Below are 26137 nucleotides of genomic sequence, written 5' to 3'. Positions count from 1 at the left end.
TCTTCAAATGCAATATAGTACCCTGGTATTTTATTTGGTTTAAGATAAGTTGAGTCAATATGGTATATTGTCATAGCTATCGAAAGTATAAGAAACAATAATAGCATATTGACAATTTTTGATTTGACTTTTTTCATCACACACCCCTATTCTAAAAAAATGAATAAGATTAAATATATCAATCTTTCACAATTATATCAGTTACGTGATTGGTAGTTCCCCAATTTTCTAAATATTGGTCACCATCACCTACTGGCCATGGATCATTTATAGAAAGGTATCTTAGGCCATACATTGTAGTTGTATATCCTCGGCAGACTCGTACATGAGGATTGCCCAACGATGTATCTATTCCACTAACCATAGGTCTTCCAGCATCAATTTCAGATACAACAGTCGCAAAAGATGGATCTACATCGTCAGAACCTGGTTTATCACATCCGTTTGTAGCTCTGTAATAATTCACCTGGGAAGAATAACTAACCCCTCCTCCATCACCTTCATCCATTATACCATAAATATAGTCTTGGGTTTGGTCTTTATTGTAATATGATGCTATCATTTGTCCACTTGCTGGGGCACAATAATAATCCTTTTCTTGTCCATAAAGTGGAACATCAAGTTCGGTTAAACCTGATGATGTGACAAATTGATTCTTTAAGATTATTCGTAGAAATAGGTTTACTAATATCGATACCTCTAGTGTCAAACTCCTGTTTTATGGTTTTTGTGAGATTATTACTATCATACCATTTGTTTACATTTTTGACCACATCTTCTTTTGGAATCTGTCCATACGTTGACCAAACTTCAGATTCTGTTTTAGTAGGAGTCTTATCAGAAATCACATCAAGTGTATATGCATCCACAAATATCCGATGTTTATCTCCTGTGGATTTATCTGTTATTAAAGTCATCGATCCTATTTTGTGATAACTGTACACAACCATTTTAGTTGACTTTATGTCACCTTTTGGATATTTTTTATTTGCTATTGCAATTGATTTATCTTTGGCTCTGTCAGCTTCAATTGGTTTAGGGTCAAAATTAAATGTTTTGACAGAATGTCCTAATGTTTTATTTGCAGCTACTTTTATTCTACCTACCATTGATGTATCATTATACACCGAAAAAAGATAGTACAATTTTTTATCATTTATATCATAAAGTTCTAGCGGATCATTACTTATGGTTGCTTCTTTCCAGTTTTCAACTTTTTGTGTATTTGTTGCAACTAAGTCAACCATATGTGCTTGTGCATGTTCAAGAGCTTTATCTTTGCTTACATTATACTTAACTTTGGAATGTTCATCAGGTTGTGCACTTGTAACTGGTACAAATGCCATACTTATTAATACCATTACCATTAACAATGTACTCAACTTCGCTTTCATATTTTCCCCCTTTTAAATCGGCTTTTGTTGAACATCTTTATTTGATGTTCACATGCCAATCTAATGCTTTACATTATAAAAAATTTATAACCAAACCGTCAAACTGTTACGAGCTATTAGATACTCAGTTTGATGGAATGGTCAGAAAAAATAAATAAAGTGAATTTTATTTGTTTTATTAACAGATTAATTTGCGGGAGTGATGAAATTGTTTAGGAAGATATGTATACTCACATTCGTCTTGTTGTTAACTGTATCGTTTGCTACTGCAACGACAAATGGAGATAATGAATCAATTATAACAAAAGAAGATGGTTATATTGTTACACCAGCAGAGGACACCGAAACCAATGTAGGTATTATGACAATCTCTGATTCAATTTCACAGGGAGAAACTAACTGGAACTACAAATATGTAGAAGATGGTTCTACTGCTTTAAATGTTGACCTGAATTGGGGAGACGTGGATGATTCATTGAAACTCACTATTCATACTGCTGATGGACATAAACTAGGACCTTATTATGACAGTGATGACGGGACTGTTGACGGCAGGATAAATCTTAAAATTGATAATTCAAATGGATTGGCTTCTGGTTGTTGGGAATATGAAGTGTATGGACAACAGGTTGATGGTACAGAAGACTATACAATCTGATATGATACTATGCGAAAGATTATCCTGTTTTTAATTTTTATTCTTATATTCTCCACTTCAACACTTGCAGAAGAAGGAGGATATGAAGTAACACCTTATGACGAGGATGAAATTGAGAAATCCGAAAATGTAGATACCAGTGGTGCAGGTGGAACGCATACATTTTGGGAATTACCACTGAGAGTACAGGTGTCTTATATATTGGGAGTTATAATTACTTTTTTGAGCGGAGTTAAACTGCTACCGTTTATACTGAGTATAATAAAAGACCTGTTCAGCAATAAGAACCGCAAAAGAATCTATAATTATATAGTTAACAATCCTGGTTGTAGTATAGCTGACATATCAAGTAATCTGGATATAAGCAGGGGTACCGTGAGATATCATGTAAGACTGCTCGAAACCATGGAAAAAATCAGGTTGATAAAATCAGACAAATACACACTGGCTATCCAAAATTCAGATACTTTCAATAATATCGAAAAAACAATTATTCCACATCTTAAAAATGAAACAAGTAAACAGCTGTTGAAATCGATAAAAGAACAACCCGGTATAACTAATCAGGAACTTTCACATAAACTTTCATTGAGCAAAGGAACCATAAACTGGCATATTAAGAAATTCCACAATGATGATATAATTACTTTTGAAAGCAATGGGAAGTACAAAAAATATTTTTTGAATCCTTATATTGAGCAGGATGTTCATGATGACCTTATTAGGTCATTATAATCATTTAGAGTCAAATGACACCAGACTAAACTTTTTATCAGGTCTAAAATTAGATTTGAAGGCTATGTATCAGGGTTATTCATTTGGCGATTTTTTTGTGCAAATAGTACATCAAAAAGAAACCTGATTCCTTATAGCAATACACAAAAAGTAGTTATTTTGCACAAAAAATATAGGGGTTTTTGGTCAAAGCCTCTAAAACAAAAACTTTTATATATTATAAAGTCAACAATAGGTTACCGGTTACTTTAAAGCAAAACAACCAAAACAAATAACATCTAACATTACCAGAATTTAACTGGGAGTTTGGAAACAATAAAAGTTACAGTGGGTATTTTAAAATAATACTGTATTTTGTTAAACTGATTAATTTAACTAATAAAAATTACAAAGAGGTAGAATTAATTAATGAAGTCCAGCTGCTATATACCTTCTGGATGTTCCATCTCAGCGATGATGAGTGAATCCGGTAAACGTATAGATGGAAGGGCTATTACTAAGTCGATAGCTCTAATGCATGACCGTTCAAACGGATTGGGAGGCGGTTTTGCAGCTTATGGTATCTATCCACGTTATGCAGAGCAATATGCTTTTCACATGATGTTTAACAGTTTTGAAGCAAAGGGAGTTTTTGAAAATTATCTGAAAGACCATTTTTATATCGTTCATGATGAAGAGATACCAACTAGACCGGGTGCAGTTTATGAGGAAGACACCTCAGGTATAAACATCGAATATGGCATGAACCCAATAACAGAATCACCCGTACTCTGGAGATACTTTGTAGATGTACCTGGAAATAGAACCCAATTTGTTTCAGAAAGTGAATATGTTTTTGAAAAAGTAATGGAAATCAACTCCAAAATAGAAGGGGCATTTGTAGCATCTTCAGGAAAAAATATGGGGATTTTTAAGGGACTCGGGTATCCGGAAGACATTGCAGCCTTTTATAATCTGGATGAATACAAAGCTTATATATGGACTGCACATGGCAGATTTCCCACCAATACACCAGGATGGTGGGGAGGTGCACATCCATTTGGTCTTTTGGACTGGTCAATTGTTCACAATGGCGAAATATCATCCTATGGTATCAATAAACGCTACCTTGAGCCGTTTGGTTATAGAATGGAACTGAAAACGGATACTGAAGTTGTCGCCTACATGTTCGATTTACTTGTAAGACGCCATAATATTCCAATTAAAACAGCAATAAGTGCACTTTCAGCACCTTTCTGGAAAAATATAGACAAAATGCCCGAACGTGAAAGAAAAATAATAACAGCTATCAGACAGGTTTATGGTAGCGCCCTTTTAAACGGCCCTTATAGTATAGTATTAGGACATAGCAGGGGTATAGTCGGATTTAATGACAGAATTAAGCTACGACCCATGACCTGTGCCAGAAAAGATAATATGCTCTACATGTCATCTGAAGAATCAGCAATTAGAGAAATCGAACCAAATCCTGACACAGTTTGGAGTCCAAAAGCTGGTACTCCTGTAATAGGTGAATTGTATGAGGAGGTAGAATAATCGTGGCATCCATACCTCCTGAATTTAAAGTTTCTATTGATTCTGCAAGATGTAGAAAATGCGGAATATGTGTCAATAACTGCAGTTTTGGAGCTCTTGAATTCGGTGATGACAGAGTCATCCCTGATGATAGCAAATGTGTTGCATGCTACAGGTGTGTATCCAAATGTCCTGACAATGCAATAACTATAACCAATTATCAGTGGGCTAACAGGGGTAATGCCAACTGGACACCGGAAACCACCAGCAACATTCAAAAACAGGCCGAATTTGGAGGAATACTTCTGTCAGGTATGGGTAACCCCAGGCCCCATAAAATTATCTGGGATCATCTGTTAATCGATGCCTGTCAGGTAACAAATCCATCTATAGACCCTTTAAGAGAACCTATGGAATTACGTACATATCTTGGAAAGAAACCGGATAATCTGGAATTTGTAGAAAATAAAGAAGGTGAAATTGAACTTGCTACAGAATTGCAGCCACAAGTGAAACTGGATGTACCGGTTGTGTTTGCTGCAATGTCATATGGAGCAGTAAGTTTGAATGCCCACAAAGCTCTTGCAATGGCTGCCAAAAAATCAGGAACTCTTATGAATACTGGTGAAGGCGGTCTCCATGAAGACCTCTATCAATATTCTGATAATATAATGGTACAGGTGGCTTCCGGAAGGTTTGGTGTGCATAATGAATACCTAAATACCTGTTCAATGATTGAAATAAAAATAGGTCAGGGAGCTAAACCCGGTATAGGAGGTCATCTACCTGGGGAAAAGGTAGGTGAAGAGATATCAAAAACCCGGATGATACCATCAGGTACTGATGTATTGTCGCCTGCTCCACACCATGATATATATTCAATAGAAGACCTTTCACAGCTTATCTATGCCCTTAAAGAAGCAACAAATTACGAAAAACCAGTTGGTGTAAAAATATCCGCAGTCCATAATGTAGCAGCGATTGCCAGTGGAGTCGTACGAGCCGGAGCAGATGTTCTTACAATCGATGGATATCGCGGGGGCAGTGGAGCATCTCCAATGGTCATTAGGGACAATGTCGGTATACCCATCGAACTTGCACTTGCTACTGTTGACCAGCGTCTTCGTGATGAAGGGATAAGGAACAGGGCATCCATCCTTTGTGCAGGAAGTATAAGAAGTAGTGCTGATATTGCAAAAGCCGTTGCACTGGGTGCTGATGCAGTAGTAATCGGTACTGCGGCACTTATAGCAATGGGTTGCAGTGTATGTCAGAGATGTTATACCGGTAACTGTGCATGGGGTATAGCCACCCAAAAACCTGAACTTGTTAAAAGACTTGACCCCGAAACAGCAGCTCAGAAACTTACCAACCTGTTGTCTGGATGGAGTTTTGAATTGAAAGAAATCCTTGGTTCACTTGGAGTTAATTCTATAGAATCACTTCGAGGTAATCGTGAACGTCTGCGAGGTTATGAACTTGATGAAAAGACGCTGGAATTACTCGGAATTAAATCTGCAGGTGTCGGACAATAATCAGGGTGAATATAGATGGTAAAAAGAATCGATTGTAAGAATTTATATTATAGACACCTAAACAAAATCATTCAGGATGAGGCAGAAAGCGGAGAAACTGAATTTATACTTGATAACCTCAACGGTCAACGTTATCTGGGCACAGGTATAAACAAGGCTGTAAATATCACGGTAAACGGTACACCCGGAAGTGATTGTGCAGTATTTATGAACGGTCCCACGCTTACAATTAATGGTAATGCACAGGATATGATAGCAAACACCATGAACATGGGTAAAATAACAGTCCATGGAAATGTGGGTGATGTTGTAGGCTATGGAATGCGTGGTGGAAAACTGTTTATAAAAGGTGATGTAGGTTATCGTGCTGGTATTCATATGAAAGAATATAAGTCCCAGATACCTGTAATCATAAGCGGTGGTACTGCCAGAGATTTTCTTGGTGAATACATGGCAGGTGGTATATTTATCCTGCTTGGTATTGGTAGTGATAGTGAAATAATAACAGGGGATTATCTGGGTACAGGGATGCATGGTGGAGTCATCTATATTCGGGGTGATGTTGAGAATGATACACTCGGTAAGGAAGTAAAAAAACTTGATATTGATGAAGAAGATAGAAGGATACTAAGACAATATCTTACCGAATATAGCCAAGATTTTGGATTTGATGTTGATGAAATCATGAGTAAGTCTTTTATTAAGCTACTTCCATTATCCAGTAGACCATATGAGAATTTATATGTATACTGAAATCTTTGGGAATATTTGATAGTATTGATGAGGCTTACAGTCAACTACCCCTCCCTAACTGAAGCGAATGCTTCAGTTTGAGGAAGGAGCTTGTTTTCATAAAGCAAGTTCCTGGTTGACCAGACCACTGGATACGGGTTAAACATGTCAATCATAATAGAAAAAAGTCCAGTAGACGATACCGGAGAATACACCAATAGTCACCCTGGGATGCCGCCTCAGTCCCTTGCTCTGAGAATGCAGTTTAAACAGTCCCGTTGGGGTAGGAACAGTTACTGTACTTTTAAACCTCCGGTAATCTGGTCGAGAGGAAGTCGGAAATCAGGATTGAACCCGGCAGTCCTGACCTACGCACAACTCCCATGAGGAGGAATTACAAATGCATGTTTATGTATTAAGCAAAAATAAAAAACCTCTAATGCCCACAAGACCAGCTAAAGCCAGAAGATTGCTGAAATCCGGCAAAGCCAAGGTCGTCAGAAGAACTCCATTCACTATCAAACTACTCTACGAAACAACTGAGTACACCCAGCCATTAATTGCCGGAATGGATTCCGGTTCTAAATACATCGGATGTGCAGCTGTTGCTAACGACGAAGTCATGTACCAGTCAGAAATCAAATTGAGAGATGATGTATCCAAAAAGATGAAAGATAGAGCTGATCACAGGATGAACAGAAGATACAGAAAGACAAGATACAGAAAGCCGAGATTCAACAACAGAGGTAACTCCAAGAAAGAAAAAAGGATTGCACCATCCATCAAGAGCAAAGTGCAGTCCCACGAAAGAGAAAGAAGATTCGTTGAATCCATTCTACCTGTCAAGAAATGGATAGTAGAAACTACTTCATTTGACATACACAAAATCACGAATCCAAATGTTTCTGGTACAGGTTACCAGAATGGTGACCTGAAAGGATACTACAACATTAGAACCTATGTATTGCACAGAGATGACTATACCTGTCAAAAATGCAAGAACAAATCAAAAGATCCGAAATTAGAATGTCACCACATCATATTCAGAAGTAAAGGTGGTACTGACAGACCTGACAATCTAATCACTCTCTGCGAAACCTGTCACAGCAAACTGCACAAAGGTGAGTTCAGTATAAACAAAAATCCATCTAACACGAAACATCCGACTGAGATGGGTATTGTCAGGTCGCAGATAAGAAAGCTTAATTGGAAGTTTCAGGAAACTTTCGGGTACATAACCAAGTTCAAGAGAGAACAGAAACTAAAACTGGAAAAAACCCACTACAACGATGCAGTAGCAATCTGCTGTGATGAGAATAACCCGAATTTACAACTATCTAATCTAGTGTATTATAAAGAACACGTCAATAAAGGTGACTATCAGCAAACTAAAGGTGTTAGATCCGAGAAGAAAATCCCAACAGGAAAACTCCACGGATTGAAGAAATTCGATTTCATCGAAACTCCAGATGTTTCCGGATTCGTCAAAGGGAAAAGAACATCAGGTAACTTCAGCATCATGGATATATTCGGAAATACTTCCAAGAAAAACCCAAACGTTAAGAAAAACTGTAGGAGAATCTCAGCAAGATGCACAACACTAACCCAACAAATACAGATTTAAAAAATAGGTCGCATTCCTCTCCCAGCTCTCGCAGGGAGTCTCCTGCGACCAATTGGATGAAAATTGCAATAATCGGAGGAACAGGACATTTAGGTGAAGGGCTTTCAATCCGCTGGGCTCAAAAAAATGAGATAATTATTGGTTCAAGGAAACCTGAAAAAGCTGTTGAGGCGGCTGAAAGATATCTTTCAGAAATGAAAAGCCTTGGTTGCGACACTTCAAAAGTAGAAATCAGAGGGATGGGTAACCAGGACGCGTCCAATGTTGCAGATTTGATAGTGCTTGCTGTGCCTTATAAACATGTATTTAAAACACTTGAATCCATATATAGCGAACTTGAGAATAAAATATTGGTAACTCCTATTGTCCCCATGAAAAAAGTAGGAGACCATTTTGAATATACACCTCCAAAGCAGGGTTCAGCAGCACTTGCAATTCAGGAATCGGTTCCCGATTCAACCAAAGTGGTGTCAGTTTATCATAATATACCTTCATGTAAACTGAAAGATACAAGCTGTGACCTTGGATATGATGCCGTAATCTGTGCTGATGATGATGAAGCAAAGCAAATGATTATTGACCTTACAAAAGAAATGAATTGTCTTCGCCCACTTTATGGAGGTCCTTTGGCAGTATCAAATACTGTAGAATCCATAACACCCCTGCTACTCAACCTTGCTATTATGAACAACTTAAAAGATTTGGGTGTTAATTTCTCCTGAATTAGATATTTGGTGACCAAAATGCCTGAATCAGATCTTTCTGAAGAACTCAAAAAAACAGGTGTTGATATACTCAAATGTATGCAGTGTGGTGTGTGCAGTGGCAGCTGTCCTTCTGGACGCCAGATGAGCTTAAATATAAGAAAAATCATTAAAAAAGCCTACACCAACGATAAAAATATACTAACTGATAAAGACCTCTGGATGTGTACTACATGTTATACATGCCAGGAAAGATGTCCCAGAGGTATAAAAATCGTTGATGGCATTTACAAAATTCGTACTGTAGCAGTTCGTGAAGGTACAATGCTTTCAGAACACAGGAAAGTAAGTCACCTGTTGCTTGAGACTGGTCACGCTGTGCCTATTAATGAAGAAACAAAACAAAAACGTGAACAACTGGGGTTGGATTCTCTTCCTGAAACTGTATCTAAACATCCTAAGGCATTGGATGATGTTAAAATCATCTTAAAATCCTGTAAATTCGATGAACTTGTATCTAAAAAGGAATAATTTATTATTTCATACATGATATTGTGTAGATATATGAACCCTGATAAACTGTCACTTTTTCTTGGATGTATCATTCCAAACCGATATCCAGGCATAGAAAAAGCTACCAAACTCTGCCTTGACAAGCTGGAAATTGACTGGATAGACCTCCCCAATGCATCGTGCTGTCCAGCACCCGGGGTATTCAGGTCGTTTGACAGGAGTACATGGCTTGCAATCGCAGGCAGAAATATATCTATATCTGAGGAACTGGAAAGGGATATATTAACCATATGCAATGGATGTTATGGGTCACTTGCTGATGCAAATAATAAACTCAAAAACAGTGAAAAATTAAAGGAAGAAACAAACCAGCACCTTAAACAAATCAACAAAGAGTTAAGGGGAACTATAAAAATCAGGCATATTATTGAATATCTTTACAGGGAATTTGGACCAGAGGATATCAATGAAAGGGTAGAATATCCTCTAAATTTTAATGTAGCACTGCATTATGGATGTCATCTTATTAAACCATCAGGAGAAAGGAATCTGGGGAATGTGGAAAGACCTGAATTTTTCGATGAATTGATTGAATCAACCGGTGCATCGAGTTTGGATTATCCTGATAAAATGGAATGCTGTGGTGCAGGAGGAGGTGTTCGTTCTGCACTCCATGATAAAGCTCTTGATATAACAAACCACAAGCTTTCACAGATAAAAAACAGGGGTGTGGATTGCATAGTTAACGCATGCCCGTTCTGCCACATGCAACTTGACTCCGGTCAGGCGGAACTGGGGGAGAAATTTGGAATAGATTATGAAATACCTGTTTTGCACTACACACAGTTACTTGGTCTGGCTTTCGGTTACACTCCTGCAGAACTTGGAATAAACCTCAACTACGTAAAAAACCAAACATTTCTTGATAAACTGGAAGAAACCATAACTGAGCAATAAATATCTGTTTATTTATCAGATTGTTTATTTTTTGTATTCCCGTGTACAGGAAAATTCTTCTTTGTTGCTGGACTACAATTTATATATTCTCCTGTTTCATAGAAACGTTTGAAATGGTCCAGCCATAAAGGATATTCATCAGAATGATGGATAAATTCCACAAATTTAGTCAATACATCGATAGTATCGTCAGTTAACACATGTTCAATTCTGCATGCATCTTCATCAGCCGTATTGCCGTCCACTCCAAGTACTGTAAGAAAATCTTTCACGACCCCATATTTTGCTTTCGTGTTTTGGGCGATGTTTTTACCTTTAAAGGTAAGTGTAACTCCACCATATTTTTCGTAATTGATATATCCATCATTTTTTAATTTCTGAAACATTCCAGTGACACTTGATGGACTGGTGCCAAGTGCTGCAGAAACATCTTTAACCTGTGCATACCCCTTTTTGGAGACCACAGCTTCTATAGTTTTTAAATAATCTTCAGTTCTTTCAGTTGTCATATTAACCAACAATTTTTGGATATCCGAATTATATTTGGATAATTGCTGGGATTTTATATAAAAGTATTGTTATTAATCAATGGGTATAACAAAATAGTAACCATTTATGTATTCCACATCAACTTTTACTTCATAGACCTGTTCTATGTTTTCAGGTGTTATTATATCACTTCCTCCGTGCTTGAATACCCTGCCGTTTTTAACAAGAACATATCGGTCTGCAAAACGTAGTGCAAGGTTTAGGTCATGCATTGTAAAAACCGCAGATATCTGGTTTTCATCCACTGTTTGTCTTACAGTTTTAAGGATTCCAAGCTGATTTTTAAGGTCAAGACTGCTTGTTGGTTCATCAAGAAGCAATACCTTCGGTTCCTGCACAAGGGCCCTTGCAAACATAACCTTTTGCAGTTCTCCGCCACTTAATTCATTTATATTCCGAAGAGAAAGCTTTTCAAGTTCAAGTTTATTAATAACAGAATTAACAATCCCGATATCTTTGTCTTTTACATGAAATCCCATATGTGGTTTCCTGCCAAGAAGGATTGCATCAAAAGCAGTAAGTCTTCCAACTTCGGATCGCTGGGGCACATATCCCAGACGTCTTGCAATCTCATCGTTTTTCATCGACAGGATATCTTCATCTTCAACTTTTATTATTCCTTTTTTTGGAGACAGGATGTTGTTAATACAACGAAGCAGTGTTGTTTTACCAACTCCATTGGGTCCTAGAATTGCAAGTATTTCTCCATGATACAATTCAAATCCGATATCTTTTAGAACATTTCCTGATTTGTAGTTAAATTCCAGATTATCTACATTCATTATCAATTCCTATACCCCCTTACCAGTAGATAGATAAACAGAGGAGCACCCATAAACGAAGTGAGAATCGCAACAGGCAACACATGAGGTGAGAGCATCAAACGTGCTGCAGTATCAGATGCCAGCAAAAGCAATCCACCTGTTATGCAGGAAGCAGGTATAAGAAAACGCTGTTCATCTCCGATAAATCGGCGTGCTATATGAGGACACACTAATCCTATAAACCCGATTACTCCAAGGAATGATATTATAATAGCTGTTACAAAGGATGCTAGAAGCATACCCCAGAGCCTTATCCTTTCAACATTAACACCAAGTCCTCTTGCAGTTTCATCACCGGCATCTATAGCGTTGTAATTCCATCTGTTATGAATAAAATAAATCATTGCAGGGACAACTACCGCAGTTATGATACCAAGTTCTCCCCAGTCCGCTCTCCCTACATCTCCAAAAGTCCAGAATACTACTGCTGCAAGCTCTACATCATCGGCAAAGTACTGAAGAAACATTGTCCCTGCTGTAAATAGTGACGACAATGCAACCCCTATAAGAATCATAACCTCAGGTGATGCGCCTTTATATTTTGATATTGCCAGTAACATGAAAGTTGCAACAAGAGACCAGAGGAAAGCCACAATTGTAGTTATATATGGGTTGTTAATAATTACAGCACCTGCTCCGGTACTATGCATGGACCCCGCACCAAGTATTATCACTGAAAAAGCGGCTCCAAAAGCAGCTGCATTGGAAATTCCAAGTGTGTAGGGTGAACCGAGAGGGTTTCGTAATATGGACTGTAGGGCTACACCAGATACTGATAGACCCACACCAGCAGAAATTGCAGCAAGTGCCCGTGGGAGACGTATATTCCAAATAATAGTAGAAGAATTCTCTATATTTTGACCAAGTAAAACCCGGAAAACATCATTCAAGGGGACATTGGCATTACCCACTGATATTGAATAGAAGAATATTGTTATAAGAAACAGGAAAGATATCAGGATAAATATAATCTTCTTTTTGACGTATTTATTATAATTCAGGGGGATGCTTTCTACATCTTTGTTAATATCCATTTTTTTGTCCATGAAATCCATCCTGACACCTTGCTAAAGTAATATTAAACTTAAAATTAGAAAGGAAAATGGAAAATGGGCGTTAAAACTTATCAGTTAACTGGGATTTTTCCATAACCACGTCCAAACCCATTTTCCAAATCCTTATATACAGGTTCTGATACCAAGAACTCGTAGATTTCGTTGGCTTTTTCTTCAGGATTGATATCACTGAATCTTTCGGGATAAATCACAGTACCTATATAGTATGCGTCTGCCAGTACTGTACCATAGTTCTTGGTGTACCAGTTGTATGGAAGTACTCCATAGACTTCTCCCTCTTCTACAGCTGTAAGTGAGCGGTAGCTAGGGTCGGTTTTAAGTTGCTCTACAGCTGATGGCTGTGCATCATAGGTGGACAAATCTACAAATAGTATATCAGGGTCCCATTCTATAATAGCTTCCTTTGATGCATCAGCATGGTCTGTACCCATACCACTGGCAACATTCTTTGCGTTAACAAATTCAAATGGAGGATACGCTGGTTCTGTTGACTGGTAACCATGTGGACCTTTATAAGCGATACCACCTATGTATACACTTCTTTTTTCATCTTCTGGAATATCATTCGTCCGTTTGTTCAAATCCTTAATTGTTTTATTAAAGAACTGGATGACATCTTCACTCCTCTCTTCTTTATTCAACACATCACCCATTATCCTGAGAGACTTGTACATTTCATCACGGTGAACTCCCAGTGTACCATAATTGAGGGCAACCACAGGGACACCAGTTTTTTGTTGCAGTTTATCTGCATCATCGGGTGAAGTTACATAGGTCCAGAAAATGACTTCAGGATTTACTGAAACAATTTTTTCAGGATCAGTATTACCTCTGTATTCACCAATCAGGGGTTTATTTTTCAACTGAGGGTTTGCTATCCTGTAAGGGCGTCTGTTTTCATCTTCTCTTAATTCGATGCTTTCCACACCTACTACCTTATCTTGAGCATTGAGATAACATTGATATCTAAGAGCTCCCGGTCCCTGAGCCACAACTCGTTCGGGGTTTTCAGGCACCTCTACTTCTCTGCCAAGGCTGTCTGTAATTGTTACTGTGTTAGGATTCTCTGTTTCACTTCCTGCACTGGTATTATCTATACAACCGGGGCCTGTACAGATAATTAATATCATTATTACCATTGTTGACACTATCCATTTCTTCATCATATCTCCTCTACTTCATCTGGTTTATTATGGTTATTATTTTTATTTTGGATATGCTTATTTATTCATATAAATTTATCTATTCGTAACACTAAATGACATCTATATTTGACTTTGTATGAACAGCGTTAACAAAACAAAATTATTAGTACAGATTTGTAATGTGGTGATTATATAAACAATTGAAAATGAATAAAATATGGGTGATTTAATGAAGCAGTTGTACAATTATCTTAAGGCAGCAACTGAAGGTGAACAAAAAAAAGAGAAAAAGCATGATATGGAAGTATTCCAGAAAGCTGAAGAGCTGGCAGAGGAATACGATATTAAATATGATAATGAGTCATTTGTGCCGGATGACGATGAACTTGCAGATTCGGTTTTTGAAGCGGGAATAGATCTTTTATCATCTACAGGTGTTTACTGTATAGATACTGAAAGAACCATACCGGTTGATAAAGATGAAATCTTAAAATCGATTTATGCACTCAAAGAACTTGAAATCGGAAAATATAGAGAAAAAGTATCTGTACCTGAACGATGTCCTGTGGATTCAACACCGCCTGTTATTATAGGAGGACCAATGGGTGGAACAGTTTCAGAAGAAAATTTTCTTAACGTTCATTTAAGTTCTGCAAGAGAGCCACTTGTGCAGGGAATTTATGCCGGTGTGATTGATAAGCTGGAAGGTAAAGGGATAAAACCGAAAAGCCCGTTTGAGATGTATGCGGCATTGAAAGAAGCAAGACTGGAAAAACTTTCAACTAAAATAGCAGGAAGAGAGGGTCTTGCTTTGATGGGTCCTGGAACACCTACAATTTCGCAGGCTTATATGCTTGTATCTGATGATGAATTATATTCAAAATATGATCCACAGGAAGTTTCCCAGCTGGACGAATTGAAAACTGATTATGAAACATTTTATAAATCCATATATCATCAGGAGCATGGAAACCACTACCTTTCAGGTCAGTGTCCCATTTTCGGAGGAACATCTATTGCATCTGCACCAGGACTTGCTATTGTTGATGTTGCAGAAACCATACAGGCAAAAATTGTTACCGGTGCCAGTTTCCATGTTTCGGGTGCCATACATGTAAATACCAACTCCTCATCTACAAAAGAAATAATCTGGTCATCCAGTCTGTCATCTATGGCTCTTTCACGTAATATGAATTACTATAAAGCCAGATATTATTGGAATCAGGCAGGCTGCTGCACAGATATGATGTTTTATGAAACTGCAGCACAGGCAATAGCAGATACTGTTAGTGGCAGAGACATTCTTATAGGTCCTGTCGGTGCACGTGGCGGAACTGCTGACCACTCAACAGGTCTTGAATCCCGATTCATGGCTGAAATAGCCCATATGGCAACAGATCTAAACCTCTCAGAAGCTAATGACATAGTTGGTAAAATCTATTCCAAATATAAAGACAGGTTCGCGAATCCACCAACAGGAAAACCTTTTGATGAATGCTATGTGGTAAATTCCGAATACGATATGAAACCTACAGATGAATACATAAATCTTTACAAAAGTATATTATCAGAAATTGAAGATTATTGCGGATTATAATCTTCCTTTATCTTTTTTTGAGGATGACCCGATACAGTTTTTTCGGTAAAATCCCTTCTTCGAATTCATCAATGTCTACAATTTCAAAACCTCTGGAGAGATGTTTAATTTTATCTTTATCAAAAAAATGTACAATAAAACCGTCTTTTATCTCATAAAGGTCTTCTCCCCGATTTATACCCGTTCCGTATCTGATGTCATTTTTGTTTCTTACAGTATATATATTAAGACCACCGGGTTTTAGAACTCTCCAGATTTCATCTGTGATAAATTGAAGTTCTGAGGTGGTTAATGCCATGCAGTACAGCATGTGGGAATAACATCCATCAAAAGTTTCGTCTTCAAAGGGCAATGGGTTTCTGACATCATGCTGGACAGGATTTATATAACCGGATAACCCCTGATATCTCGCTTTTTCTTTAATTATTTCAATACCTTTTCTTGTATAATCTACCACATCGACTTTAAAACCGTTCTGTGCAAAATTGATGGTGTCTCTTCCTTGACCACCACCCAACTCAAGTATCCTGTTTTTATTTTCCTTTTTTAATAACTTGATGGCTTCCATGGCAAAAATACTGGGCATATTACCAAATTTTTCACTGTGTTCTGTGTAAACATTCTCCCAGTGTTCATACTGTTTATTCAATAATCCTTTATCAATTGAAATACAAACCATCCCCTAATATTATTTTTTAGTGACATTGTCTATAGTTAACTCAAAAGTGCCGTTTACTCCATTGACACTCACATTATAAACACCTGTTTTTAGACCTTCAACATCAAGAGATATGTTTTCTTTAAAGGGTACAATCTGCTGGGTACAGAGTTTGTCTTTTGGACGTTTGGTTGTTATTGTAATATTGAAATTGTTTCCCTGTTTATCTTTTTCAATTTCATGAATTTGTGTACATCCATCTGGGAAATATCCTTCTGCCACAACTATTACTTGTACAGGAAATGATTCAAGTATGTTGATTTTGATGTTTTCTATATTGGCTGTTTTGTAGATGTATTCTGTTGTATCTGAGTTGTTGTTTTCTGACCGGTTGTCAGGATTGTTTGTCGTGTCAACACACCCCGAGAAACTTAGAACCGATATAGATAAAATTATCATAATTGTTTGAAAAACCCTTTTCATTTTACTGCTCCCCTATATAGGATTCTCAGTTTTTTATTTAAATACTACTGCTATATTTAAACAAACTTTTATATAATTTCTATCCAATTTGATACATCGCTGGATAGAGAACCAACAGGTTTAAAAATTAGTTTTGTATTCCTTTCAACTGGGCGTGTGGCCTAGTCAGGACATGGCGACAGCCTCCTAAGCTGTAAACCAAGGGTTCAAATCCCTTCACGCCCGTTTTAATTCTTTAATAATCATATCATAAAGGTGGTATTGCAGGATTTGATTCGAAAAGCAAGAGTTAAGGATGTAAAAACGATTAAAGATATGGTTAATGGCTATGCAAGGGAAGGATTAATGCTTGCACGCTCATATAGCGAACTTTATGAATCCATCAGAGATTTTTATGTATATGAAACTGATGGGGAAGTAATAGGCTGCTGTGCTTTGCATGTTATGTGGGAAGACCTTGCTGAAATACTGTCATTTGCTGTAAAACCTGAATACCGAAACAATGGTATAGGCTCAGAACTGTTAAATACCTGTCTTGAAGATGAGCATGCACTTGATGTGGGAACGGTGTTCACTCTAACCTGTATACCTGAATTCTTTGAAAAAAGAGAATTCAATAGAGTTGAAAAATCATCACTCCCACATAAAATCTGGAACGGATGTATAAAATGTCCCAAGTTTCCAGAATGTGATGAAATACCTCTTGTAAGAAAGTTAAGATAATATTATAAACTATCAGTATAATAGTGAGGGAAAAACATCAGACCTCTTGTGTTTAGTAACGGGCAATTCCTTGTATGTGAAGATGAAATGGGGGTTATTAGAGACCTATATTATCCTTATGTAGGTCTGGAAAACCATGGCAATTCGATGCGTACCGGAGTATGCGACCTTGATAAACAGCTGTGTAGCTGGCTCGAAAACTGGAACCTCGAACAAACATATAAATCAAGTTTTTCAAGGGATTTTATAAAACCTGGTACATCCGGAAAAACAGAAGTAACTGAAAAAAATAATTTATTAGATGGTTACATATCCAATATAGGAGAAACGTTTTTTGAAAATCCTGATATGGGTCTAAAAGTCCATATCTATGATTCTATACATCCTTCCCTTAACTATTTTTACCGTATATTTGAAATAGAAAATAAATCTAACACATCAAGGAATCTGAGGTTTTTTTCCACACACAATTACAGGATACTTGAGGATAAACTTGCAGAAACCGCAGTTGTTGACAGGGATTTCCTGATACATTACAAGCGTAACCGGTATTTCCTCCACAGCAGTTCCCCTCAATTTGATCAATGGGCTGTCGGGGATGCTGAATGGAATGGTTTTGAAGGAACATGGAAGGATATGGAAGATGACGGTGTATTGAGTGGTAATGTAGTTGCACACGGGTCAGTGGATTCAACTGTAGGGTGGACTATCTCTAATCTACAGCCCGGTCAATCGAAAGAGATACATTTCTGGATTGTAACCGGAAAGAATTATACCAGTACAGTTAAACTACACAACAGGATAAAAGACCAGGAAGATAATTCTCTATTTCGTAAAGTTTTCAATTTCTGGAATTCTTTTATTGAACGTTTTACTATATTTCCTGAATACAGAGCAATGGATCAGTTGCCTGATAAAATCAGAAGAATGTTTTATCGCAGTCTTCTTACGACCATATCCCATATGGATATAAATGGTTCTATAATGGCATCATGTGATACTGATATAAAACAGTTCGGAGCTGATTATTATACATACTGCTGGCCTCGTGATGCCTCATGGGCAGTTATTGCTCTTGACAGTGCAAAATACCACAATTTGAGTTTGGAAGTTTTTGATTTCTACTCGAAGGTAATATCAGAAAAAGGTTATTTCCTTCACAAATATACACCTGCAGGGGATTTTGGCAGTACATGGCATCCTGTTCCAATGATTCAGATTGATGAGACCGGTTTACCTCTTTATGCTCTTTATAACAACTGGCTAATGTCGCGTAATGTCTGGACTATAGGTAGATATTTCATGTCTATAGTAGTTCCTGCTGCTAATTATCTGGCGAGTTCTATTGACTCTGGCGGACTGCCGATTTCAAGTTTTGACCTATGGGAAGAACGCAAAGGTGTGCATACCTACAGTGCATGCACTATATATGCAGGACTTTATGGTGCAGCAGAAATTGCAAAAGCACTCGGACATGATGTAGAGTTTGAATACTGGTTGAAATCAGCAAAAAAGGTCAAAAATGCTATAATAGAATACCTTTATGATGAGCAAAAACAGCGTTTTAAACGCTCACTTCATGATTCAACCATCGATTCATCCCTTTTTGGTGTCTGGTATTTCGGAATCCTTCCATCGGATGATGAAAGAGTGGTAAACACTATGAAAGCGATAGAATATGAATTATCACGTCCTTCCGGTGGAATAGCCAGATACGTGGATGATAATTACATGGGGTATATGAACAGCTGGATTATTTGTACTCTCTGGGTGGCACAATGGCATATAGCAATAGGAGACCTTGACAGAGCACTGGAACTTATAAACTGGTGTGCTGATAACAATCATCCAACGACAGGATTAATGGCGGAACAGGTGGCAAATAATGGTTCTCTTAAATCCGTATTGCCACTTATGTGGTCACATAGTGCATTTGTACTTGCAGTGTATGAATATTTAAATGCGATAAGTGAAAATTACTGCAAGCTTCAATAAAAATGTTTTACCATATGCACTATATTATTTTTTGTATCAAGGTCTGTAATTAAAAAACCATTTTTCAAATACAGATTGATGGCTCTTTTTAATTTAACATTGGTTTTTATTGTAGCAGTTTTATAGTGTTTTTGTGCAAATTCAAGAGTCGCGTTGAAAAGTTTTAATCCATATCCTCTGTTTCTAAAATTTTTCTTAACATACATCCGTTTTATTTCACATATGTTATTATCAATCCTTTTCAGGGCCCCTGTTCCTACAATTTGACCGTCAGCAATTCCGATATAAAATACATATCCATCGGTTAGATAGTATTTATCAATATCATCAAGGTCATAATCCTTTTTTGGGTCATATTCAAAACCATGCTCATTGAGGATTTCCAGAACCAGATTTTTTACTTGGGTATATTGATGCTTTTTGCATTCCTGGATAATCATTGTATATAGTCCTTAGGATTGTTTAAAAAGTCTATTGTAATAGTTTTAAGAATACGAACTCCAATTATAAGTACTTCTTCATCAATATCGAATTTACTGGAATGGTTGATTTCAACAACATTTTTCTGGATGTTCTTTGTCCCTATTGTAAAATAAAATCCTGGAATGTTTTTAACATAAAATGCAAAGTCTTCCGAACCATATAATGGCTTGGCATTTTTATCGATTTCAAATTCTGGGTGTTTATTTTTTAGTAACTCATAGACTGCACTGGTAAATTTATCATTATTATTTAATACAGGATAGGCACGAATGATATCAAGGTTATATTTTGGGACATCAGAAATACCTTCTATAGAATAGGCATCCATCAAATTATCAAGTTTTTGTTTTATAACAGATTCAATAATATCGACATCTTCATCATGGAATGTCCGGAAACTCCCGATTATATCCAATCTGTCCATAGTCCGGTTGAATTGTTCTCCCCCCTCGATTTTTCCAATTCCCAAAACATATCTTGAAGGACTGATGTTTTTTTGAATTTCATCATGTATAGAACTTAAAAAATCAGAAGATATAAAGACCGGGTCTATACAATCCTGAGGGTTTGAATGGTGTCCTCCCTTTCCAAAAATGCTAAGATTTAATCGATTTGAACTTGCCATAAAACAGCCGGGTTTAAATTTGATTTTACCAAAATCCATGTCTCCGAATATATGGAGACCAACGATAGCATCCACATCATCAATTCCACCTTCTTTGATAATTTTGGATGCTCCGCCAGGGGGCTGTTCTTCAGCAGGCTGGAAAATCAGTTTTATACTACCGGGAATCTGTTTTCGCATTTCATTCAATAACCGTGCAGCACCCAGTACGATAGCCATATGACCATCGTGTCCACAGGCATGCATGACACCTTCATTTTGTGATATATAGCCCCTGTTTAGTTCAGTCTGCTCTTCGATAACTTTAAGAGCATCCATATCAGCTCTCAGGGCTAAACATGGACCCGGTAAATCACCTTTTATGGTAGCTATAACACCTGTATCAGCGATTTTTTCTGATTCGATACCTATATTGTCAAGAACTTCTATTATCTTTTGTTGAGTATTGTATTCCTTAAAACTTGGTTCTGGATAACGGTGTAACTCACGGCGGATGTTGATAATCCAGTCTTCAATCGGTGTCAAATAAATATCCTCAGGTCGCTTTTTGAAACAAATACGGTTTTAATGCATATAGAAGTTACCACAAATTAATGTTTCTTTTGTGTATCTATTAGGTTTCCGTTAGAGTTATAGAGGTATACTTTGTCTCCTGTATTGTTCCAGATACATTTATCCAGTCCGCACTCCTAAATTTTAGTAAGTAATCTTTAAAATGGTTTTTTCTCAGTAAAACAGTTTTGCTGGTTAAGATATTTCAACAATCAAAAAAAAGAAAAGCTGGTAATCCAGCTTTAATTTTCATTTAAAATTTCTCTTAGGAATTTGTGTAGAATTCCACCGTTTCGATAGTATTCCAGTTCTATGTCAGAATCCAATCTGACATCAGCTTTGAATGTAGTATTGTCACCGTTTTCTGTTCTGGCTACAACCTCTATTTCACTGCTTGGTTTTAGATTCTCTATTCCATTTATATCGTAGGTTTCATCACCCTTTAATCCAAGTGTATCGGTGTTTTCTCCTTTTTTGAACTGCAAAGGCAAAACACCCATTCCTACAAGATTACTGCGGTGGATTCTTTCAAAGGATTCAGCGATTACTGCTTTAACACCCAGCAACTGTGTTCCTTTGGCTGCCCAATCTCTGGAACTTCCTGTACCGTATTCTTTACCTGCCATCACAATGAGAGGTATATTGTTTTCCTGGTAATTCATGGCGGCATTGTATATACTCATTTCTTTCCCTGTTGGATGATACAATGTCCATCCACCGTTTCTGTCCACCAGTTTATTATTGAGGCGTATATTTCCAAATGTACCTCTCATCATCACTTCATGGTTTCCTCTTCGTGAACCATAAGTATTGAAATCCTCCTCTTTTACACCCTGATTGAGCAGATACTGTCCTGCAGGGCTGTCAACAGGAATATCTCCGGCAGGCGAGATATGGTCTGTTGTTATGTTGTCCCCCAGATATGCCAGAACCCTTGCGCCTTTAATATCCTTGAGTTTTGGGATTTCATGGGGGAAGTCTTTAAAAAACGGCGGCTCCTGTATATAGGAGGAGTTAGGGTTCCAATGGTACTGGTCACCTTGTGGAACATCCATGTCGTCCCAGAGTTCTGTACCTTTCATGGCATGTGAATATTCCCTTTCAAACATGTCAGAATCAATGGTATTTTTTATAATCTGGTTGATTTCATTCTGGGTTGGCCAGATATCTTTCAAATAAATCGGCAATCCATTTGGATCACACCCCAGTGCTTCGTTTTTCAGGTCAATATCCACAGTTCCAGCCAGTGCATAGGCAACGACAAGCATTGGTGATGTAAGATAATTGGCTTTGATATAGGGGTTTATCCGCCCTTCGAAATTCCTGTTGCCGCTGAGAACAGCCGCTACAGTGAGGTCTTTTTCTTTTATCTCATTTTCTACACTTTCATTGATGGGTCCACTGTTTCCTATACAGGTAGCACATCCATAACCAACAAGATGGAAACCGAGAGCTTCAAGATATGGTAAAAGTTCGGATTTATCAAGGTAATCTGTTACGATTCTGGAACCCGGTGCAAGGCTTGTCTTAACATAGGGTTTGACATCAAGACCCATTTCAACTGCATTTTTGGCTAATAATCCAGCACCTATTAAAACAGATGGATTTGATGTATTTGTGCAGGAAGTAATGGATGCAATTGCAACTGCCCCATGAGTTATGGTGGTAAATGAATCCCTGCATTTGATATAGCTGGTATGATGAGCTGATTGAGTGTTTACGTTACTTATATTACCTCCTTCTTCAAGCCATCTATTATAGTCAGGGTCATTTTCCTGTATATCTTTTTCACCTCTTTTTTCTGCAAAGGTTTGCTTCATGAGGTTGTGGAAATGCTCTGACATATTTTCAATAGATATTCGGTCATAGGGGCGTTTTGGACCTGCTATGCTGGGCTCTACAGTGCTCATATCAAGTTCCAGTTTATCGTTAAACATTGGTTCATCGTTAAGTGGGTCAAAAAAAAGTCCCTGCTCTTTGGTATATTTACGAACCATATTTACATGTTCTTCACTTCTTCCAGTAAGCTTCAGGTATTCCAGAGTTTCCTCATCAATCGGGAAATAGCCCATAGTAGCTCCATACTCAGGAGCCATATTGGCAAGTGTTGCACGGTCTGGAAGGCTTAATTTGTCCAATCCGGGTCCATAAAATTCAACAAATTTACCAACAACTCCATGTTTTCTCAACATTTGAGTTACAGTAAGTACAAGGTCTGTGGCTGTGACACCTTCCTGTAGTTCTCCGTCCAACTTAAATCCAACAACTTCAGGAATGGACATATAATATGGCTGTCCCATCATGACAGCTTCAGCTTCTATACCTCCAACTCCCCATCCAAGGACACCAAGCCCATTTATCATGGTGGTATGTGAATCAGTACCTACAAGGGTATCGGGATAAGCAATTTTTTCGTTTTTGTTTTTACTGTTCTTAAAATGCACAAGAGGGGCAAGATGCTCAAGGTTTACCTGATGTATAATACCTTTTCCTGGTGGGACGACCTGGAAATTGTCGAAGGATTCCTGAGCCCATCTTAAAAGAGAATAGCGTTCTTTATTGCGTTCAAACTCCTTTTCTTCATTGTACATTTTTGAATATGTAGTTCCAAAATAATCTACCTGCAGTGAATGGTCTATCACAAGGTCTGCAGGAACTTCAGGGTTTATTCTTGATGAATCTCCTCCTTCTCTCTGCATGGCAGACCTCATGGCTGCTATATCCACAACCGCAGGGACACCAGTAAAATCCTGCATTAAAACTCTTGATGGTATAAAAGGGATTTCGTGTTCTGGTACTTTGTCAGGACTCCACCCTGCAAGTGCTTTAACATCGTCCTTGGTAACCAGTTTCCCATCAACATTTCTGAGTAACGATTCAAGTAATACTTTAATGGAGTTTGGTAGTTTGGAGATGTTTCCCAGTCCAAGTTCTTCCAGTCTGTTCAAACGGTATATTGCCACTTTTTCGTTATTTGTATCGATAAAATCTTTAGCTTCAAAAGGGTCGTAGTCTGTACCCATTGTCTCACCTTTTTGAATTTGGTTAAATAGACCTTGCTCTTGGTCTTATGAGCCTGTTATCTGAATATTGCTCGAGGCAGTGAGCAATCCAGCCTGATACTCTTCCTATGGCAAACACAGAAGTTGCAAGCTTGGGATGTAATCCAAGATATTTATATATAACACCTGAGTAAAAATCGGCATTTGGGTAAATCGGTTTATTCTGTTTTTCTACTAATTCTTGTATAACCGTATCTTCTATCCTTTCTGCTATATTGTATAGTGTAGAATCCCCTTTATTTTCTGCCAGTTTTTTTGCAAGGTCTTTGTATATATTTGACCGTGGGTCATAGGTCTTATATACCCGGTGACCGAATCCCATTATTTTCTGATTGTTTTGTATTAAATCCATCACATATTGTTCAGCATCATTTGATGAGGATACCTCGTCCAACATGTTCATAACAGCCATTCTGGCGCCGCCGTGTAAAGGACCTTTTAGGGTATCGAGTCCTGAAATTATTGCAGAATGAAGGTCAGAAAGCGTTGAAGCGGTTACACGGGATGAGAATGTGGATGCATTTAATTCATGTTCAGCAGTAAGAATCAGGTCTTTTTCCATGACCTTTGCTTCGAGTTCATCAGGCTTTTCACCACTAAGCATATACAAAAAATTGGCACCATGCGAAAGGTTGTAATCAGGTGATAATGGATTATAACCTGTTTTGATTCTTGAGAACGAAGCCACAATTGTAGGGAATCTGGCTATCAGTTTGATAGCTTTACGTATATTTGCATCGTGTGATATATCGTTTAAATCCAGATCACAGTGTGACATATGGGATACGGCTGTGCGTAATGCATCCATTGCTTCTATATTAAAATTGCAAGTTTTAATTGTCTGGATTAGATTCTCATTTATTTCCCGCTCGTTTTTTAATTTACTGGAAAAATCATCCAGTTCAGTATTATTCGGTATATCCCCGTTTAAAAGAAGATATGAAACTGAATCATATGAAAGGTTAACCAGTTCGTTGATATCGAAATTTCTGTATTTTAGAATACCTTTTTCACCATCGATACAAGAAATACGGGTTTCTAATGCTATAACATCTTGAAGTCCTTTTTTGATTTCTGTCAATTGGGCAACCCCTTTAGTAATAATTATCATATATTTTAGTATAATAATTTTACATTATTTGTAGAAATCTAAATAAAAAATGGGTGGTTGCACAAAACCTTAAATTTGACTATTATCAAACAGGATACTTAACTGAACCTAATTATTTGATTTCTAAGATGGAAGCATCAAAAATAAGAAGTTTATGAAATTAATTTATAATAAAAATAGTAACCAAAAATTTACCTTGTCTTAAAAAAAGGTAAAAATATAAAAAATTTTTGGTTATTAATTAAAGCATCACTTAATCTGAAAATTTTTGCTTTGTTTATACTAATGATATGGCACCAGTAGGACATACATCTATACAGGTTTCACAATCATTACAACATTCAGAACATATAACGTAAGATTTCATCTGACCCATTTCATTTTCTCGAAGTTCAAATACATCAGGACATGTTTCTACACATGCTCCATTGCCGTTGCATAAGTTATGGTCTACTTTTACGGTCATATATAACACTCCTCTCCACAATGTTTAAACTTAATAACTATAATATGATTATAAGTTCACGATTGTGTATAGTAACATTATACCATTTATGTTGTATATAAGTTTTGGTGAGTTTTATTTAGAATCAATAATATACATCCATTATTGGACACTGTCCACTTGTCCACTGCTTATTCAGGTTTATTAATTTAAGGTTATATATCCTACTTTAGGGTTTTTGGTTGGATTGCTATGGAATTCTCACTTTGAAATTAAATTTTATAAAGGTAAAGAAAACCACGATGTCTTTAGCATCGTGGTATGATAAATAGTCAAAAAAATATAAGTATTTTGCTAAACGATTATTTAATGTATGTATCTGACCCAGAAGAATCATCTCCGTGCTGATAAGCAGACCTATGAAACTTTGAAGAGGTTGACC

Annotated in this window: 26 protein-coding genes and 1 tRNA gene; 14 read left to right on the top strand and 13 right to left on the bottom strand. The window is 37.2% G+C overall.

The window, feature by feature from the left end; all coding sequences use genetic code 11:
- Positions 1 to 178 precede the first annotated feature (178 nt).
- Together QZ276_RS03785 and QZ276_RS03780 are read right to left on the bottom strand one after the other, a co-directional pair.
- Positions 179 to 709, bottom strand: coding sequence for a C39 family peptidase (locus QZ276_RS03785; protein ID WP_292485425.1), 531 nt, complete (start codon positions 707 to 709; stop codon positions 179 to 181).
- Positions 618 to 1394: a hypothetical protein gene (locus QZ276_RS03780; protein ID WP_292485423.1), complete on the bottom strand. Its 777-nt coding sequence runs from the start codon at positions 1392 to 1394 to the stop codon at positions 618 to 620. The genes QZ276_RS03785 and QZ276_RS03780 overlap by 92 nt, the downstream gene beginning before the upstream one ends.
- 202 nt (positions 1395 to 1596) lie before the next feature.
- Between QZ276_RS03780 and QZ276_RS03775 the strand changes: the two genes are divergently transcribed.
- The 10 genes from QZ276_RS03775 to hdrB all read left to right on the top strand — a co-directional run bounded on the left by QZ276_RS03775 (position 1597) and on the right by hdrB (position 10367).
- Entirely contained in the window at positions 1597 to 2052 is a 456-nt protein-coding gene (locus QZ276_RS03775; RefSeq protein ID WP_292485422.1) for a hypothetical protein, read from the top strand.
- Positions 2053 to 2061: 9 nt separating this feature from the next.
- Positions 2062 to 2787 carry a winged helix-turn-helix transcriptional regulator gene (locus QZ276_RS03770; protein WP_292485420.1) on the top strand — a complete coding sequence of 242 codons (726 nt, stop codon included), beginning with the start codon at positions 2062 to 2064 and terminating at the stop codon, positions 2785 to 2787.
- Between the two features lie 408 nt (positions 2788 to 3195).
- Positions 3196 to 4323 (top strand): glutamine amidotransferase family protein, encoded by a 1128-nt coding sequence (locus tag QZ276_RS03765; protein ID WP_292485418.1) that lies wholly within the window; start codon positions 3196 to 3198, stop codon positions 4321 to 4323.
- The gene (locus QZ276_RS03760) at positions 4320 to 5837 is read left to right on the top strand and encodes a glutamate synthase-related protein (protein ID WP_292485428.1); all 1518 of its coding nucleotides are present in this window, start codon (positions 4320 to 4322) and stop codon (positions 5835 to 5837) included. Before QZ276_RS03765 ends, QZ276_RS03760 begins: the two co-directional genes overlap by 4 nt.
- Positions 5838 to 5852: 15 nt before the next feature.
- The gene (locus tag QZ276_RS03755; RefSeq protein WP_292485416.1) at positions 5853 to 6590 is read left to right on the top strand and encodes a hypothetical protein; all 738 of its coding nucleotides are present in this window, start codon (positions 5853 to 5855) and stop codon (positions 6588 to 6590) included.
- Positions 6591 to 6734: 144 nt separating this feature from the next.
- The gene (locus QZ276_RS03750; RefSeq protein WP_292485414.1) at positions 6735 to 6956 is read left to right on the top strand and encodes a hypothetical protein; all 222 of its coding nucleotides are present in this window, start codon (positions 6735 to 6737) and stop codon (positions 6954 to 6956) included.
- 13 nt (positions 6957 to 6969) lie between these two features.
- Positions 6970 to 8193, top strand: a complete 1224-nt coding sequence (gene iscB, locus QZ276_RS03745; RefSeq protein ID WP_292485411.1) for an RNA-guided endonuclease IscB — start codon at positions 6970 to 6972, stop codon at positions 8191 to 8193.
- Entirely contained in the window at positions 8160 to 8915 is a 756-nt protein-coding gene (gene npdG / locus QZ276_RS03740) for an NADPH-dependent F420 reductase (RefSeq protein WP_292485409.1), read from the top strand. The genes iscB and npdG overlap by 34 nt, the downstream gene beginning before the upstream one ends.
- A gap of 21 nt (positions 8916 to 8936) precedes the next feature.
- On the top strand, positions 8937 to 9428 hold the full coding sequence (hdrC, locus tag QZ276_RS03735) for a CoB--CoM heterodisulfide reductase subunit C (RefSeq protein WP_292485407.1): 492 nt from the start codon (positions 8937 to 8939) through the stop codon (positions 9426 to 9428).
- A 33-nt stretch (positions 9429 to 9461) separates the two neighbouring features.
- Positions 9462 to 10367, top strand: coding sequence for a CoB--CoM heterodisulfide reductase subunit B (hdrB, locus tag QZ276_RS03730; RefSeq protein ID WP_292485406.1), 906 nt, complete (start codon positions 9462 to 9464; stop codon positions 10365 to 10367).
- Between the two features lie 8 nt (positions 10368 to 10375).
- Here the strand turns inward: hdrB and QZ276_RS03725 are convergent, their stop codons facing one another.
- The 4 genes from QZ276_RS03725 to QZ276_RS03710 form a co-directional block, all read right to left on the bottom strand.
- Positions 10376 to 10876 (bottom strand): metal-dependent transcriptional regulator, encoded by a 501-nt coding sequence (locus QZ276_RS03725; protein WP_292485403.1) that lies wholly within the window; start codon positions 10874 to 10876, stop codon positions 10376 to 10378.
- A gap of 72 nt (positions 10877 to 10948) precedes the next feature.
- Complete coding sequence (locus QZ276_RS03720) at positions 10949 to 11701, bottom strand: ABC transporter ATP-binding protein (RefSeq protein ID WP_292485427.1); 753 nt, start codon at positions 11699 to 11701, stop codon at positions 10949 to 10951.
- A complete protein-coding gene (locus QZ276_RS03715; protein WP_292485401.1) occupies positions 11701 to 12795 on the bottom strand; it encodes an iron ABC transporter permease in 1095 nt (364 codons plus the stop codon). The genes QZ276_RS03720 and QZ276_RS03715 overlap by 1 nt, the downstream gene beginning before the upstream one ends.
- 71 nt (positions 12796 to 12866) lie before the next feature.
- Positions 12867 to 13979 (bottom strand): iron ABC transporter substrate-binding protein, encoded by a 1113-nt coding sequence (locus tag QZ276_RS03710; protein ID WP_292485399.1) that lies wholly within the window; start codon positions 13977 to 13979, stop codon positions 12867 to 12869.
- 211 nt (positions 13980 to 14190) lie between these two features.
- Between QZ276_RS03710 and QZ276_RS03705 the strand changes: the two genes are divergently transcribed.
- The gene (locus tag QZ276_RS03705; RefSeq protein ID WP_292485398.1) at positions 14191 to 15558 is read left to right on the top strand and encodes a monomethylamine:corrinoid methyltransferase; all 1368 of its coding nucleotides are present in this window, start codon (positions 14191 to 14193) and stop codon (positions 15556 to 15558) included.
- A 7-nt stretch (positions 15559 to 15565) separates the two neighbouring features.
- On the opposite strand, the gene QZ276_RS03700 is transcribed toward QZ276_RS03705, so the two are convergent.
- Positions 15566 to 16207, bottom strand: a complete 642-nt coding sequence (locus QZ276_RS03700; protein ID WP_292485397.1) for a class I SAM-dependent methyltransferase — start codon at positions 16205 to 16207, stop codon at positions 15566 to 15568.
- Between the two features lie 39 nt (positions 16208 to 16246).
- Positions 16247 to 16699, bottom strand: a complete 453-nt coding sequence (locus tag QZ276_RS03695; protein ID WP_292485394.1) for a hypothetical protein — start codon at positions 16697 to 16699, stop codon at positions 16247 to 16249.
- 150 nt (positions 16700 to 16849) lie between these two features.
- Here QZ276_RS03695 and QZ276_RS03690 point away from each other — a divergent pair.
- From QZ276_RS03690 to QZ276_RS03680, 3 genes are all read left to right on the top strand, one after another.
- Positions 16850 to 16924: transfer RNA gene (locus QZ276_RS03690), tRNA-Arg, on the top strand.
- Positions 16925 to 16969: 45 nt separating this feature from the next.
- Positions 16970 to 17422, top strand: a complete 453-nt coding sequence (locus tag QZ276_RS03685) for an N-acetyltransferase (protein WP_292485392.1) — start codon at positions 16970 to 16972, stop codon at positions 17420 to 17422.
- An 87-nt stretch (positions 17423 to 17509) separates the two neighbouring features.
- Positions 17510 to 19417: a glycoside hydrolase family 15 protein gene (locus tag QZ276_RS03680; RefSeq protein WP_292485390.1), complete on the top strand. Its 1908-nt coding sequence runs from the start codon at positions 17510 to 17512 to the stop codon at positions 19415 to 19417.
- Here the strand turns inward: QZ276_RS03680 and QZ276_RS03675 are convergent.
- From QZ276_RS03675 to QZ276_RS03655, 5 genes are all read right to left on the bottom strand, one after another.
- Complete coding sequence (locus QZ276_RS03675; RefSeq protein ID WP_292485388.1) at positions 19411 to 19857, bottom strand: GNAT family N-acetyltransferase; 447 nt, start codon at positions 19855 to 19857, stop codon at positions 19411 to 19413. The genes QZ276_RS03680 and QZ276_RS03675 overlap by 7 nt on opposite strands.
- A complete protein-coding gene (locus QZ276_RS03670; protein ID WP_292485386.1) occupies positions 19854 to 21050 on the bottom strand; it encodes a M20 family metallopeptidase in 1197 nt (398 codons plus the stop codon). The genes QZ276_RS03675 and QZ276_RS03670 overlap by 4 nt, the downstream gene beginning before the upstream one ends.
- Positions 21051 to 21319: 269 nt before the next feature.
- Complete coding sequence (gene acnA, locus QZ276_RS03665; protein WP_292485384.1) at positions 21320 to 24100, bottom strand: aconitate hydratase AcnA; 2781 nt, start codon at positions 24098 to 24100, stop codon at positions 21320 to 21322.
- A 22-nt stretch (positions 24101 to 24122) separates the two neighbouring features.
- Positions 24123 to 25220, bottom strand: a complete 1098-nt coding sequence (locus QZ276_RS03660) for a citrate/2-methylcitrate synthase (RefSeq protein ID WP_292485382.1) — start codon at positions 25218 to 25220, stop codon at positions 24123 to 24125.
- 307 nt (positions 25221 to 25527) lie between these two features.
- Positions 25528 to 25716: a ferredoxin gene (locus QZ276_RS03655; RefSeq protein ID WP_292485380.1), complete on the bottom strand. Its 189-nt coding sequence runs from the start codon at positions 25714 to 25716 to the stop codon at positions 25528 to 25530.
- Positions 25717 to 26137: the final 421 nt, after the last annotated feature.

The organism is Methanohalobium sp., from assembly GCF_018609725.1.
Taxonomy (GTDB): Archaea; Halobacteriota; Methanosarcinia; order Methanosarcinales; family Methanosarcinaceae; genus Methanohalobium.
The sequence above is the reverse complement of the archived record's forward strand: the minus strand, read 5'-3'. Positions and strand labels throughout refer to the sequence as shown.

Excerpts from the sequence above, each read along its gene's own strand:
- QZ276_RS03780 (WP_292485423.1), bottom strand. The coding sequence starts at position 1,394 with ATGAAAGCGAAGTTGAGTACATTGTTAATGGTAATGGTATTAATAAGT.
- QZ276_RS03775 (WP_292485422.1), top strand. The coding sequence starts at position 1,597 with ATGAAATTGTTTAGGAAGATATGTATACTCACATTCGTCTTGTTGTTA.
- QZ276_RS03770 (WP_292485420.1), top strand. The coding sequence starts at position 2,062 with ATGCGAAAGATTATCCTGTTTTTAATTTTTATTCTTATATTCTCCACT.
- QZ276_RS03765 (WP_292485418.1), top strand. The coding sequence starts at position 3,196 with ATGAAGTCCAGCTGCTATATACCTTCTGGATGTTCCATCTCAGCGATG.
- QZ276_RS03755 (WP_292485416.1), top strand. The coding sequence starts at position 5,853 with ATGGTAAAAAGAATCGATTGTAAGAATTTATATTATAGACACCTAAAC.
- QZ276_RS03750 (WP_292485414.1), top strand. The coding sequence starts at position 6,735 with ATGTCAATCATAATAGAAAAAAGTCCAGTAGACGATACCGGAGAATAC.
- iscB (WP_292485411.1), top strand. The coding sequence starts at position 6,970 with ATGCATGTTTATGTATTAAGCAAAAATAAAAAACCTCTAATGCCCACA.
- npdG (WP_292485409.1), top strand. The coding sequence starts at position 8,160 with ATGCACAACACTAACCCAACAAATACAGATTTAAAAAATAGGTCGCAT.
- hdrC (WP_292485407.1), top strand. The coding sequence starts at position 8,937 with ATGCCTGAATCAGATCTTTCTGAAGAACTCAAAAAAACAGGTGTTGAT.
- hdrB (WP_292485406.1), top strand. The coding sequence starts at position 9,462 with ATGAACCCTGATAAACTGTCACTTTTTCTTGGATGTATCATTCCAAAC.
- QZ276_RS03725 (WP_292485403.1), bottom strand. The coding sequence starts at position 10,876 with ATGACAACTGAAAGAACTGAAGATTATTTAAAAACTATAGAAGCTGTG.
- QZ276_RS03715 (WP_292485401.1), bottom strand. The coding sequence starts at position 12,795 with ATGGATTTCATGGACAAAAAAATGGATATTAACAAAGATGTAGAAAGC.
- QZ276_RS03710 (WP_292485399.1), bottom strand. The coding sequence starts at position 13,979 with ATGAAGAAATGGATAGTGTCAACAATGGTAATAATGATATTAATTATC.
- QZ276_RS03705 (WP_292485398.1), top strand. The coding sequence starts at position 14,191 with ATGAAGCAGTTGTACAATTATCTTAAGGCAGCAACTGAAGGTGAACAA.
- QZ276_RS03695 (WP_292485394.1), bottom strand. The coding sequence starts at position 16,699 with ATGAAAAGGGTTTTTCAAACAATTATGATAATTTTATCTATATCGGTT.
- QZ276_RS03680 (WP_292485390.1), top strand. The coding sequence starts at position 17,510 with ATGGGGGTTATTAGAGACCTATATTATCCTTATGTAGGTCTGGAAAAC.
- QZ276_RS03675 (WP_292485388.1), bottom strand. The coding sequence starts at position 19,857 with ATGATTATCCAGGAATGCAAAAAGCATCAATATACCCAAGTAAAAAAT.
- acnA (WP_292485384.1), bottom strand. The coding sequence starts at position 24,100 with ATGGGTACAGACTACGACCCTTTTGAAGCTAAAGATTTTATCGATACA.
- QZ276_RS03655 (WP_292485380.1), bottom strand. The coding sequence starts at position 25,716 with ATGACCGTAAAAGTAGACCATAACTTATGCAACGGCAATGGAGCATGT.